The organism is Photorhabdus thracensis (assembly GCF_001010285.1).
Lineage (GTDB): Bacteria > Pseudomonadota > Gammaproteobacteria > Enterobacterales > Enterobacteriaceae > Photorhabdus > Photorhabdus temperata.
In genome coordinates this window covers 1127958-1143090 of the sequence record NZ_CP011104.1, presented here as the reverse complement: position 1 = coordinate 1143090, position 15133 = coordinate 1127958, and the positions used below count along the sequence as shown (strand labels likewise).

The window sequence follows — 15133 nt, the reverse complement described above, 5'->3', positions numbered from 1 at the left end:
ATGAAATTGAATCATGCTTCTTTATCTGTGGGTTTGCTTATTCTTTTCAGCGTCAGTTTATTCTCTTTTCCTGCATGGTCGCTAAGTTTGACAGAGGCTTATGCGCTGGCATTAGAAAATGATCCTACTTTTCTTGCTGCAATAAAAGAGAAGGAGGGGGGGGCTGAGTACGAAAAAATTGGCAGAGCAGAATTGTTACCTAAAGTGATGATGTCTTATCAGAATTCACCGAAGAACTGGCAACATACGGAATATCCTGCTGGTTATGATCGCCGGGGAAATAGGATCACTGAAACCCGGGATCGCCAATATCGCAGTTATAACGCAGCGATTGTGATAACTCAGCCATTGATGGATTTTGAAATATTGGCGCGTTATAAAGCCAGTCAGGCTCACACCTTGATGAGTAATGAACGTTTTCGGGCAGATTTTCAGCAGCTGGCTGTCCGGGTCGTGAATGCTTACGTGGATGTGGCTTATGCGCAGGATCAGATTGATTTAGTCGTACGGCAGAAAATGGCTTATGAAAAACAACTGGAACTGAATAAGAAATTGTTTACTTCTGGTGAGGGGACTCGTACTGATGTGGTGGAAACACAATCCCGTTACAGTCAGTCTGTTGCAGATGAGATAGCGGCCAACGACGATTTGGATGCGGCAATCCGCAGTTTGCAACTGATTGTCGGTGTTCCTCTGCCTGTTGATTTACCGGTACAGCGATTATCGAGTAAAAAACAATTTCAGATATCGAAGTTGTCGCCTGGCCGTTATGAGGAATGGGAAAAATTGGCATTAGCTAACAATCCGGCTCTGGCTGCCTCCCGTCAGGAAGTGAAAGCGGCGTATTATGAGGTGCAACGTAACCAGGCCGGTTATTTACCCAGGCTGGAACTTTACGCCTCCCATTCTGAAAACGAATCCAGCAGCGATAATACGGTAGATCAAAAATATCGAACCGATACCATTGGCTTGCGGATGAGCATGAATATCTATAATGGTGGCGGGACGTCTGCCGCTGTGCGTCAGGCAGCGGCACAATACGGCAGAACTAAATATGATCTTGATGCTCAGGCGGGAGAAATCCTTAATGCATTACGACGCAACTATAATCAGTACCTGAATAGCGAAAAACGGATTAATGCTTATGAAATAGCCGTTGAATCAGCCAGCTTGCAGGTAGATGCGACCAGCAAAAGTGTTGCTCTCGGACAGCGGGTTAATGTGGATGTCCTGAATGCTGAGCAACAGTTATATACTGCCCGGCGTGATCTTTCTCAGGCAAAATATAACTATATTAAAGCCTGGATCGGCCTGCTTAATGAGGCCGGAGAATTAAAAGGCGAACATCTGGATAAAATAGCCGGTTATTTTCGCTAGTTTGCCGTTGTCAGCCGGAGTTGTTGCAGATTGCCAGTTAAAGCCAGATCGGTACGTAATGACGCAACTTCCCGGCTGATAAAAGCGATTTCTTTATTTGGTTCCAGTTTGTTGCGCCATTTATCGGGCTGTTGATCGAGGTTCTGGAAAAGGTTATCCAGTGTACCGGCCTGTTGCAGTAAAGTGGCTGCGGTTTTAGGGCCGATTCCCTGGATTCCAGGGATCTTACTGCTACTGATACCCGCCAGGCCCCAGTAATCAGGCAACTGCTCCGGTAAAACGCCAAATTCTTGTTGAACAAATGGCATATCCAACCAGCGTTTCTGGAAGTAGTCCCGGATACGGATATTCGGTGAAAGTAACTGGCAATAACCTTTATCGGTAGAAACAATTGTCACACTGTGACCAGAGGAAGCGATTTTTACTGACAGCGTTGCTGCCAGATCATCGGCTTCATGCCCTTGCGCGTGCCAGCAGGCAACCCCTTGTTGCTCAAATGACGCTCTGATCTGCGGCATTTCTTGTTTCAAATTATCGGGCATTGGTGAACGGCCAGCTTTATAGTCAGGCAATATTTGGTGGCGCCAGCTATTACTGCGGTCTGTTTCATCGAATACGGCAACAGCATGTGTGGGATTGGTATGTTGGATCAACTGCCTTAACGCATGTTCACAAGCGGGAATGCATGGGCTACCCTGCACAGCGTGAATACGGCGGATAAGGTTAAGGGCATCAACAATCAGAAGGTGTATCATATTAGGTCACTATTCAGCAGAGTTATGCTCCATCCGTGGAGCAGACATCATTTTTCTTGGGTAATTCTAGCGGATAATTTCGTAGCAGGGCTCGTAGGCTGTGCCACCGGGTAGTTTCATTCGGTGTTGTCCCACAAAGTTTTTCAACAGATTATCCATACGGCGCATTATTTCAGCATCACCGTGGATTTTGAATGGGCCATGTTTTTCAATCAGTTGAATACCAATCTCTTTCACGTTGCCTGCAACAATCCCAGAGAAAGCACGACGTAGCGATGCCGCCAGTTTTTCGGGTGACTGATCGGGATAGAGATTGAGATTAACCATGTTTTCATGTACTGGCTCGAATGGTTGTTGCAGATCATGGTTGATCTTTATTGACCAATTAAAGCTGTATGCATCACCGGTACTGTGTCGGTTCTCTCTCACTAATGGCATCGCTTTTTTCATTACCTGGGCAACTTCCGGCGCATTATCAATAATAATGTGATAATAGCGTCGTGCTTCTTTTCCTAATGTGTGAATAATAAATTCATCCATGACCTGGAAATAGTCCGCACTCTCCTTCGGGCCGGTCAGAATCAATGGCAGCACTTGCCCCTGATTTTCCGGGTTCATCAGAATGCCGAGCAGATAGAGTAATTCTTCTGCTGTGCCGACGCCGCCTGGGAAAATAATGATGCCGTGAGCAATACGAACAAAAGCTTCCAGACGTTTTTCTATGTCTGGCATGATAACCAGTTCATTCACGAGTGGGTTAGGGGGTTCGGCTGCAATGATGGAGGGTTCAGTGATACCGATAAAGCGGCTATTTTTGTAATTCTGTTGGGCATGTCCTACAGCCGCGCCTTTCATCGGTGCTTCCATTGCACCAGGGCCGCAGCCGGTACAGATGTTGAGTCTACGTAACCCAAGCTGATTACCGACTTTTCGGCCATATTGATACTCTTGCTTACTGATTGAGTGGCCTCCCCAACAGACGATCATATTGGGCTCTTCATTGGTATGCAGTGCTCTGGCGTTGCGCAGAATAGAGAATATTCTGTTGGTGATATGTGCACCATTTTCCAGATCGAGATGATGCTGTTGTTCTGAATCGGTAATCTGAGCATGAACAAATAGGATATCCCGAAGTACTGCGAATAAATTAGCTTGTAGTGAATGGATAATTTTTCCGTCAACAAATGCATCTTCTGGTGGGTTCACCAGTTCCAGTTTTACCCCGCGCTCACGGCGCAATACGTTAATTTCAAAATCTGTGTATTTAGAGAGCAGCTCTTTACTATTATCGGTTTGGCTACCTGAATTGAGTACAGCCAGTGAGCAGTTACGGAACAGGCGATACAGATCACTTTTTGCAGTACTCTTTAGCATATCTACTTCAAGTTGAGATAATAAATCCATTGAGCCGAGTGGGTTGATATGTGTGATCAAGAATGACTCCTTATATACCGTGTATAAGTTACATATCAATATCACTAAACTGAATGTATTACATTGCCTATTTCAGCTTATTTTGTACAAACGGCACTCAGAAAAGTGATTTATTGACGTGCCAGTCTGCCTGTCGTTGGAATAAAGTCTTCATTATTTGTGCGCCATGGATTGATATCTAATCCTCCGCGTCGGGTATAACGCGCATAGACTGAGAGCTTTTCTGGGACACATAGCTGTCGTAAGTCATTGAAAATACGCTCAACACATTGCTCGTGAAATTCATTATGATGCCGAAATGATATCAGGTAACGTAACAACGCCTCCCGATTGATTTTTGGTCCTTTATAGCGAATTTGGAGAGATCCCCAATCAGGTTGATGGGTAATCAGGCAGTTGGATTTCAACAGATGGCTAACCAAAACTTCTTCCACCAGTGGGCCTTGTGCTGCACCTTGCAGATAATCACGATTGAAATTATATTCAGTCACTTCAATATCCTGATTGTCAATACATTCACCGGTAAAAGCGGAGATGGGTTGATTACTGAAATGATCCAAATGATGAAGTGTCACTTCTACATGACCTTCAGCACAAGCGGCCAGATCGCGCTGTAGTGTTTCTTCGACAGTTTGCCAGTTTTCAAAGTGGGTCTGATTAAAGCTGTTCAGATAGAGTTTAAAACTTTTAGATTCAATCAGGTTTTTACTTGTTGCATTTAAGCTGACATGCCCGACCGCAACTTGTGGCAGACCACGGCTATTCAGCCATGACAGTTCATATAGTGTCCAGATATCAGCACCGTGAAACGGTAAATTATCAGGGAAAATTTTCAGCGGTTCACGGTTCATATTGCGGGGCACCGTTTGCAATAAGCTGGCATCATATTGGTCACGATAGAAAGTGGTTTTACCCAGTGTAAGTTGTTCAAGAGCTTGGTGATTCTGATATAACGACATGTTATTCCTTAAAATCTGATGGTAGTAATAGTAGTCATCGTTCAAGTGTAGCAAGTTACGGTGTTTGTCAGAATTTTATTTGTTCGCCTATTTTATTAATCAGCCTTGGGGAACTCCTGTTTTTAGGTTATTGACCAACCCATTTAAAAACATTCCCAAATACATAAGCAGAATGCCACACACCTGCTGGATTGGGGATGTAATACCATTAAGAAACGGAAAGTACTTTTATTGATATAAAAAAGAGTATTTCCATCCTTATCGCCACTTCCTAGCATTTAATACATCGCATTCCCCATTATCAGGATTAAACAACCCGATCTTGATCACATTTCATACTATCCATTCAGACAGACGATTAATCACGCATTAGAATAGTTTGCTTATGTCACTATCAAATTATCAATATTTTCTATGGAAAGATTCCCGTTTTATCACCAAAGCCAAATTAACTTAAGAAAAGAGAAAGTACGATGGATCAACGCAACACCCCGGTGGTCAGGGCCACGAGTTATCTTTTAATTTACCTGACCGCCGTCTATCCCCTTCATCCGGCTATAGCCGCCGGAATAACGCCGGATAATAGCCACACACAGGTACAAAATCAGGGTAATGTCCCGGTTGTCAATATCGCCACCCCGAATGGCGCAGGGATATCCCACAACACCTATCAAGAGTTCAATGTCGCCACTCAGGGCGCCGTACTCAATAACGCCACTCAGGCGGCCCAATCACAGCTGGCCGGGCAACTTAACGCGAATCCTAATCTGAAAGATAAAGCAGCAGAACTGATTATCAATGAAGTCACCGGCAACGGGCGCTCTGAGCTGCAAGGTCAGCTGGAAATTGTCGGCAATAAAGCCAACGTAATGATTGCTAACCCCAACGGCATTACCTGTGATGGTTGTGGTTTTATCAATACTGCCGGTGCCACCCTGACCACCGGGAAACCCCAGTTTGACAAACAAGGTGCGCTGGAAGCGTTAGAAGTTAAACAAGGCCAGATCACCATTGGCGGCAAAGGGCTGGATGGCAAGGCGACGGATTATGTCGATATCATCAGCCGGGCAACGGAGTTAAACGGGAAAATTCAGGCCAACAATCTCTCTCTGACGCAGGGCGCCAACCGCATCAACCAGAAAGACGGCACGGTTAACCCTATCGCCGGAGACGGTGCTAAACCGCAATTAGCCGTTGATACCAAAGCGCTGGGCGGCATGTATGCCAATAAAATCCGGCTGGTGGCTACCGAAGCGGGGGTGGGGGTGAATCTCACCCACCTGACCGCCACTCAGGACGATATCCGTTTGACCGCGGAGGGTAAAATTATCCTGGGGCAAGTACAAGCCGGGACAGACATCAGCATCAACAGCAAGGCCATTGAAACAACAGCACAAAGCCATGTGCAAGCGGGTCAGCATCTAACGTTAACCACCGACACCCTCCACAATCAGGGCCAAATCCGGGCGGGCGGGGATGTCACCCTTAAAGCGGCCAAACTGGATAACATCAACGCAACCGGGCAAAGTCACCCGGTGATTACCGCCGGTAAAAACAACCGCATTATCGCTAATGAGATAAACAATGTTGGCGAGTTAAGCGCGGCGCAAGACCTCACCCTGACCGGCAACAATTTTTCAACGCAAGCGATAAAAGACCGTCAGGGGAATAGCCTCGGTAAACTCAGTGCCGGTGGCGATCTGACGGCGACATTTAAACAGGTATTTCGTTTTGATGTGGATAAGGACCCGTTTAAAGCAGGCAAGAAACCCACAGGTCCGGCGTTAATCAGCGGGAAAAACATTGCGCTTACCGCCAATGACTTAGTTAATTCTGCGTCAATGCAGGCCGAACAAAACGTCACTATTAATGCAGAAACCGTCTATTTAGGCCGCGGGACTTTAACCGCCGGGAACCATGTCCTGCTGGATGGCCGGTCACATCTTAATATGCATGGCTACGATATTGCCGGGCGGGATGTGACCTTGCTTGCCAGCCGGGGGCTGCTCTCTCTGGTCTCCGGAGACGACGATACCCCGGAAGGCATACCGGCATTCACCACGCTTTCTGCGGATAACATGCTGCGCATTATCGCCGAGGGTCATATCAATCTTTCAAATATTCTGATCAATAAGGCGAAAAATGTCTTCCTGGCGGCCAATGGGATGATTGAAATGGCTGCCTATGCGGATTTTGATGATGAGGAGAACAGCACTGGGGGGATTCGACTCGATGATGAAACTAAACAAGCCCTCATCAACCAGCGTCTACACACGCTCAGTCACCTGGAAGCGGATGAAAATATTGAGGTTCATGCGGGAAAAGTGATTGATCTGCGCACCCTGTCGTTGACGGCGGGGAAAGATATCACCCTGACCAGTGGTGATACGCTCGATATCAGCACGGAAGACGCCTATGAATATGAAAATGGCGATAAAAAATATATTATCGATGAGGAAGACGAACCTTCCGCCGCCCCATTTCCCTTCCCGATAATAAAAAGCACCCTCACGGCCGGTAACCATTTAACCCTGAATGCCGGCGGTCAGATTGTAGATACTGACGCCACGTTGTTAGCCAAAGGGACAACGGCAATCACCCAGCACAACCCCGAATTGCACTCAGCTAAAGGGCGGTATAACTCAGTTGAAGGCAAGTATACGCCGGTGACGACGGCGCTGATTGACCGTGCGTTAAGCGGTGCGCCTCAACTGACCCTCAATCTCGCCGAAGTCGAAGGGGAAGTGCCCGGGATCCAACTGGCGGATAAACAAACGCGCATCACCTCGAAAAACAATCACCCGATTATTCACATTGCGGCCCCGAATACCCGGGGCGTTTCACATAACCGTTATCAGGCGTTTAATATCGGGACCTCAGGACTGGTATTGAATAACGCGACCCACGAGACTCAGTCTCTGCTGGCGGGGCACATTGGCGCGAATCTGAACTTCACCGGTCAACCGGCGGAACTGATTATCAATGAAGTGGTGGGGACCTTAGCCTCAAATCTGCAAGGGCTGTTGGAAGTGGCGGGGCAAAAAGCCCCGGTTTTCATCGTCAACCCGAATGGCATGACCTGCAATGGCTGTGGCTTTGTGAATACCCCGGCGGTCACCTTATCCACCGGTAAACCGGTGTTTGATAAAGATGGCGCGTTAGCGGCTCTGGAAGTGAAAAAAGGCGCCATCACCCTGGGTGAAAAGGGACTGGATGCCACGGCGCAAGATTCTATCGATATCATCAGCCGGACCACTCAGCTTAACGGTAAACTCCAGGCGAAGAACCTGACATTGACACAAGGCCCCAATCAGGTTGATTTACAGCGTGGTGCCCTTGTCCCTATTGCAAAGGAAGGTTATACCCCCTGGAAAGCGATAGATACCGGGTCATTGGGAGGAATGTTTGCCAATAAAATCCATCTGGTGAGTACCGAGCCGGGTAAGGCGGTCAATCTGACTAATCTGACGGCAACGCAAGGCGACATCAATTTGACCGCGGAGGGTCAGGTTATTTTGGGGGATGTGCAGGCCAAAACGGACATCAACATGCGCGGTAAAGGCATTGACATGGCGAAACAGAGTCATATGCAAGCCGGTCAACATCTGATATTGACAACCGATATATTGCAGAATCAGGGACGAACTCATGCCGACGGTGATGTCACCATGAAAGCGAAAGCCTTGTCTTTAGAGGGGGGAAATGTCACCGCCGGGAACCAGGTTCTGCTACAGGGAGAGAACAGTTTTACGGTGCGTGGCACGGATATCTCAGGTCTTGACATTACCTTGATTGCCAACGGTTATCATACTTCTGTTTCACCGGGTGACACGCCGGAAAGCACACCGGCATTACCGATTATTTCTGCGGTTAATACGTTGCGTATTCTGTCTGAACAGGGAATATCGCTTTCAGATACGCTAATTAACCGGGCGAAAAATATCTTTGTGGCGAGTAATGAGCAGATTGATATTAATCAGCGTTTGGCCGCGGATGAGAATATTGAGCTTCACGCGGGTGGGGGGATAAATTTAGCGGGTATTTCCCTGACCGCCGGGAAAGATATTACCCTAACGAGTGGTAACTCGCTTGATGTGGGTAACGTCACCGCCGGCAACAATTTAACCCTGATTGCCGGCAGCAATATGACGGAGACAACATTATCGGCAGAAGGGGCGACCGCAGTCGCCCAAAATAGCGCCGTGTTGCGCTTAGCTGGCGGGAGATATACCCCAGTGACTTCGGCACTGATTGATCTTGCATTAGGCAATGTCCCCCAACTGACCATCAATATTCCAGAAATAGCCGGTGGAATACCCGGGATTCAACTGGCGGATAAACGCGCGCGGATTGCCGTGAGAAATAACCTGCCTGTTATCCATATTGCGGCCCCGAATTCCCGAGGTGTTTCACATAACCGTTATCAGGAATTTAATGTTGGTACTTCGGGATTGGTATTGAATAACGCTACCCATGATACGCAGTCTCTACTGGCGGGACAAATTGAGGCAAACCCTCACTTCAACGGTCAATCGGCTGAGTTGATTATTAATGAAGTGGTGGGGACTTTAGCCTCAAATCTACAGGGCCTGTTGGAAGTCGTGGGGCAAAAAGCCCCTGTCTTCATCGCTAACCCGAATGGCATAACCTGTCATGGCTGTGGCTTTATTAATACCCCGGTAGTCACCTTATCGACCGGGAAACCGGTATTTGATAAAGACGGCGCGTTAGCGGCTTTAGACGTGAAAAAAGGCACCATAACCTTTGATGGAAAGGGGCTGGATGCAACGGCGCAGGATGATGTCGATATTATCAGCCGGGTTACGATACTTAACGGCAAAGTGCAGGCGAAAAACCTGACATTGACACAAGGGCCCAATTGGGTTGATTTCAAACACGGGACCCTTGTTCCGATGACAGGATACGGTTTCGCTCCTTGGAAAGCGATTGATACCGGGTTATTGGGGGGAATGTATGCCAATAAAATCCGTCTGGTGAGTACCGAGCCGGGCAAGGCTGTCAATCTGACCAACCTGAACGCAACGCAAGGTGACATTCGTTTGACCGCTGATGGAGAGATGATTTTGGGCAATATACAGGCCAAAACGGATATCACCGTTAGCAGTAAAGGCATTAAAACGGCGGAACAGAGTCATATGCAGGCAGGGAAAGATATCACGCTTGCCGCGAACACGTTGAACAACATCGGTAAGATTATCGCAGAAGGTGATATGCGGTTGTTTATCGACCGTTTATATAATCAGAATAAGGGCTTGATTCAGGCAAATAATCATCTCTGGTTGCAAAAAGATGCGAGCGGTAACTTAAGCACTGGGATTAACAACACTTCATCGACGTTGAAAACCAATAATGGTGATATCGTTATTCGCACTAAAGCATTAAATAATGCCTGGGATGCCAACGTCGCTGCGGGAATGAACGCTTATATCAATGCGACAAAGCTGGATAACAGTCAAAGCCAGTTTCATGCGAAGAAAAATCTTATCTTAACCGGTCACGACTTTAACAACGGGATGGACGGTAAACTTTCAGCCGCTCTGAATGTGGTGGCTGACTTTATTCATCAATTCAGCGGGAGCGCATTAATCTCAGCTAAAAATATTCTGCTTCATGCCGGTGACATTACCGGCATGGGGCACCTCGAGGCGGAAAATGACCTGTCCGTTATCGGCGAATGTCAAATTGATGTTAATGACAGCAAACTGGTGGCAAAGAAAAATCTGACCCTGATGGCAGGCAAAGATATCGCCGTCTATCAAGCCGGGCTGACAGGAGAAAATGTTGTGCTGCTTGCGCGTGAAGGTGACATTCGGATGGGCATTGGCGGCTTGCATATTTCAGCTGATAACCAGGTGCAGATGATCGCGGGTAACAGCCTGAATCTCCAGGGAACATTGGCGGCAAAGAAAAATCTGACCCTCACGGCGGGTAAAGATATCACCGCCTATGACGCCGGGCTGACAGGGGAAAATGTCGAACTGCTCGCGCGTGAAGGCGACATTCAGATGAGAGGTGACGGCGTAAGTATTTCGGCCAGTAACCAGATGCAGATGTTTGCCGGCAACGCACTGGATCTCTACGGTATTGTGTTAGATAAAGCCGATAATATGACGTTAAACGCAGGTCATAAAATTAGTGCTGACCGGGCTAAATTGACGGCAAAGAAAAACCTGACACTGACAGCGGGCAAAGGTATCACCGCCTATGACGCCGGGCTGACAGGGGAAAATGTTGAGCTGTTCGCCCGCGACGGCGACATCCAAATGGGCAGAAACGGCGCAAGTATTTCGGCCAGCAACAACGTGCACCTGTTTGCGAGTCAAGAACTGGATCTTCAGGGGATATTGTTAGATAAATCGACTCACCTGACGTTAAATGCGGGGCATAAAATTAATGCCCGCCGGGCTAAACTGGCGGCAAAGAAAAACCTGACCCTCATCGCCGGCCATGATATTGCCGCGGATCACGCTGAGTTGACAGGGGAAAATGTTGAATTACTCGTGCATGAAGGCGATATCCGGATGGGAAGGGATCAGCTTTATTCATGGTCTGGCCTGTCGGCCAAAAATCATTTACGGATTTCAGCGGGCCACGATCTGGATCTCTACGGCACCTCATTCGATCAATCACGCCATCTGACATTCAGTGCCGGTCGTAACCTGAATGCCAGCCAGAGTCAATTAAACGTGGCGGGCAATATTCATCTGTTTGCCGGCAATGACTTAATGTTGCGGTGGGCCCGTCTCAATGCCGGGCAACAAGTCACATTAAGCGCCGGTCACGATATCGATATGTCCCGTCCCCCCACGTCAGAAAGCCTGTTGCGGGTCGCCGATTTAGCGGGATCCCGCACCCAAATCACCGCGGGTGATCAGCTGCAACTCAGTGCGGGGGGCGATATCGTGGGCAGGATGGCCCGATTAACCTCAACGCAGGGGAGCGTGTTGGTTAACGCCAGTGGGGATTTCATTTTCTCCGCCCAGAAATATTCGCCTGTTAACGATGAAGATCAACACTCCCTGTATGCCACCGGCGCCATCAACGCCGCCCGCAATCTCACACTAACGGCGGCTGGCAACCTGTTGACATACGGCACAAATTTGACATCCGGCAGTGATATGCGGCTTTCCGCAGGGGGAAATGTGCGTTTTGAATCGTTGCCTGAATTTATTCGGGAGGGGAACAGTGGACGCTTTACGCAACACGCCAGTCAGTTGAAGAGTGGCGGCGCGTTAACGCTCTACGCCCAGGGCAGTATTCTATTCCAGGCCACGGAACTTATCGCTCAAGGCGTGATGGATATCACGGCAACAGGCGGTTTTCTCTATGCGCAAGCCATGGAGGAGGTTTACCGATGGGAAGAAGAGAAAAAAAGCTGTAACCGCGTTTTGGGCATTAAATCCTGTAAAGTTTTTGGCTCCAGGACGGAAACCCGCAGAAAAGAGCGTTCAACCAATAAAGTCACCGAATTTACCGCCGGCGGGGATATCAACCTGAGGGCAAAAGATGACGTGACCCTGGAAGCGAGCCGGATAGACACCCAGAAAAACGCGAAAATCACCAGCCAGACGGGGAAAGTGAACTTCCGGGCGATGCCCAATACCGCTGTTGAGCAGACCCTTACAACGTCAAATGGTTTTTTCATCACGCACCACGATAAAGGCCACAGTGAAAAGCGCTGGGTCATCCCATCGGTGCAGGTTGGCGGAACCCTGACGGTGGAAGCGGCGGACGGCATCAGTGCGGATGTAAAGGTGAAAGCGGGGCAATTACTGGAAGACGCGTTAATGGAACTTGGTAACACCCCGGGAACCGAATGGTTGAAAAATCTGCAAGACCGCAACGATGTCCAGTGGAACAGAGTTAAGGACGCTTACAGTCGTTGGGACAAAAAAAGCACCCGCTTAAACCCTGTCGCGGGGGCCGTGATAGCGATTGCTGTTGCGGCGGTAACCGCAGGCTCTGGCCTGGCGGCCTGGGCGGGAAATAGTGCTGTGGGTGCAACCGGCGTCACCGGGGCTACGGCGAGCGCGGTCTATGGGGCGGCTTATGGCGGAATGATCGGGTTGACCTCTCAGGCGGCGGTGGCTTTAGTCGAAAATAAAGGGGATCTCACTAAGACACTGGAAACCTTAGCGCAGCGCGATTCTGTCAAATCCCTGGTGACCCAAATAGCGGTGGGTGGCGCATTAGGGGGATTGGACCATGCGATGGGATGGGGAAAACTGGCCGAAGGAAAAGCCGTTGTCGATCCCCTAAAAGCGCAACTGCCCTTATTGAGTCACCCTGACTGGAGCCAGGTGGCCCAACGTATGGCGGCACAATCCGTCGTGAGTTCAACACTGGGCACGGCCATCAATGGCGGCAGATTTACGGATAATCTGCAAACCGCGTTATTAAGTAATATCGGTAACCAGATCAATGCGGAAGGAGCCGGGCTGATTGGGGATAACGGGGAAATTCTGGGTGTGCCCGGTAAAGCGATTAGCCATGCAGCGGTGTCTGCCCTGGCGGCGGAAATCGCGGGCGGTGATGCCAAAGGGGCGGCTGTGGGGGCGTTGGCTGCGGAATTAGCGGCGATAACAATGGAAAGCCGGCTATTTGAACCGTCATACAAGAATGAAGCCGAGCGGCAAATTCATAAGCTTCAGGAAGCGCTTACGGGTAATGAAACTAAGACCCAGACAGCCAAATTGATCGGAGCGTTGTCAGGTGCCCTGATTAGTCATACACCCGAAGGCGCTTACAGTGCGGCTAACAGCGCAGAGCTTGTCTATCGTAACAACATGACTGAGCATATGCTGCATCAGTTATCGGTTGATAATCAAAAAGATATCCTGGCGGCAGAGAAAGGGGATAAATCGGCGGCAGAACGCATTATTGCGCGACGGGATGCCGCGATAACGGTGACCGCAGTGGCCGCAGGCGGCTATGCGCTGGCTTATGGCGGTTATATACTGGTGGCTGGGTCGGCTGAAATGGCAGCGGCAGGGCGTATTGCACTTGAAGGGTGTAAAACTAATCCGGCTTTGTGCTTGAATAACGTGGGCATTTTTGTTGCGGATGCCATTGCGCCGGAAGCGGCTGTGGGCACGGGCGTTTTAGCGACCGGAGCCGTAAAAGTATTAGGTAATACCCAAGAAGGTGCGAAGAATCTGGCAGGAGAATTGAGTCATGCCTCAAAACCACTGTTAAGCAATGCTAAACCTGATACCCATGCTGTAACTCGCTTGATTGAAAAAGAAAAGTTATATATAGAGCGCAACTCGGCAACAGCGACGGAAGCTGCGGCGGTAAAAACAGAAACTGTAGCGGTTAATACTGCCAAGAGTGTTACAAAAGGGACGAAGAGTACCATAAATGAGAGTGTACGCATCAATGCAAGCAATCTTAAATTAACTAAAACCGTCGAAAATCACCTCATTGATATTAATAAAGCTGGGGATAGAGTTAGACCTTATGGTAATTCAAGAGCATTGATACAAGAAATTATGGACTCTAAACTACCCTCCACAGATCCACGAGGTGTTCTGGGGGCATTAAGATGGGATGTCCTTGGAATGATGAATGGTAGTAAGGGAACCTACGAGTTAGTTGTGGATCCCAACACTAATACTGTGCTTCATTTTTTATTTAAAAGTGGTCAATAATGCAAAACATGAATTTCTTATGGAAACCTTGTATCAAACCTCTACAGGGCAAACTTATCTATCGAGAGTCTGAATATTCGATAGATTTTATTGATTATTCTGATGTTGAGATTGCAAAGAAAATAGGTAATCAAGGATGTACATCTTTAACCATTGGGACACTTCAAATTGAAGTTGGGATTGAGTCGGGTAAATTACTTTACCCGTGGGGTTTATATCCATTGCAACATTGTGAATCAAAAGAACTATTAATTCCTACAATGTTACCTGGTGAGATCTTCGTTTATCTTAATAATACTAAGTTAATTCAAGGTGTTGCTATGGACATTCCAAACATAAACTTATGGCCTGCATTTAAGGATCCATCTACAGAATGGATATGTATCGGTGATGATGAATTGATTATTGGAATAACTGTTATTCAATTTGCTGATAATGTAGCAATGGCACTTAGAAATGATTCACTAGTATCCTTATGGATTAAACCTGTATCTGAAGAGTGAATAATAATACCTGAGTCCGGAACTCCACCGGATTCAGGCCATTTAACCTTGGATGCTTTGGCCGATGAATTAGCTGCAATAACACCGGATAAAACATTCAACAACTTAATGAAAACTCAGGCAGTAAAACCATTCAATATAGAACAGGTGCCGTTATAACTGATTGACTGGTTGCATCCTATTTGGAATCCATTGATAAATGGAATCGATAAAAGACAAGATTGAGTAATATTACTCTCCAGTTGAAAACTGCAATCCTCGGAATGAGAATCGTTTTACAGATTTATCATCTTTTTAACATGATGCAGTTTCTCTTTTTACTTGTTTTCCCTTTTGGCGATCGGTAAGCTGTTTTCTTTTCGGTGATTAGTTAGCTGACGATAAAAGAATAGGTATCCATTAATGCCAGATTTTGAAAAGGGATAGAGTCACTA

The 15133-nt window shown here is 47.7% G+C and carries 6 protein-coding genes; 3 read left to right on the top strand and 3 right to left on the bottom strand.

The annotated features are described in order from the left end of the window. Positions 1 to 1377 (top strand): TolC family outer membrane protein, encoded by a 1377-nt coding sequence (locus VY86_RS04545; RefSeq protein ID WP_036837273.1) that lies wholly within the window; start codon positions 1 to 3, stop codon positions 1375 to 1377. Here VY86_RS04545 and xni read toward each other — a convergent pair. From xni to queF, 3 genes are all read right to left on the bottom strand, one after another. Continuing rightward, the gene (gene xni / locus VY86_RS04540; RefSeq protein WP_036837271.1) at positions 1374 to 2132 is read right to left on the bottom strand and encodes a flap endonuclease Xni; all 759 of its coding nucleotides are present in this window, start codon (positions 2130 to 2132) and stop codon (positions 1374 to 1376) included. The genes VY86_RS04545 and xni overlap by 4 nt on opposite strands. A 66-nt stretch (positions 2133 to 2198) precedes the next feature. Continuing rightward, positions 2199 to 3566: a nucleotide 5'-monophosphate nucleosidase PpnN gene (gene ppnN / locus VY86_RS04535; protein WP_046974087.1), complete on the bottom strand. Its 1368-nt coding sequence runs from the start codon at positions 3564 to 3566 to the stop codon at positions 2199 to 2201. Between the two features lie 110 nt (positions 3567 to 3676). Then, a complete protein-coding gene (queF, locus tag VY86_RS04530; protein ID WP_046974086.1) occupies positions 3677 to 4525 on the bottom strand; it encodes an NADPH-dependent 7-cyano-7-deazaguanine reductase QueF in 849 nt (282 codons plus the stop codon). A gap of 473 nt (positions 4526 to 4998) precedes the next feature. Here queF and VY86_RS26655 point away from each other — a divergent pair, with 473 nt between their 5' ends. Both VY86_RS26655 and VY86_RS04520 read left to right on the top strand, forming a co-directional pair. After that, positions 4999 to 14196: a two-partner secretion domain-containing protein gene (locus VY86_RS26655; protein WP_238591571.1), complete on the top strand. Its 9198-nt coding sequence runs from the start codon at positions 4999 to 5001 to the stop codon at positions 14194 to 14196. Continuing rightward, a complete protein-coding gene (locus VY86_RS04520) occupies positions 14196 to 14699 on the top strand; it encodes a hypothetical protein (RefSeq protein WP_021326925.1) in 504 nt (167 codons plus the stop codon). The genes VY86_RS26655 and VY86_RS04520 overlap by 1 nt, the downstream gene beginning before the upstream one ends. Positions 14700 to 15133: the final 434 nt, after the last annotated feature.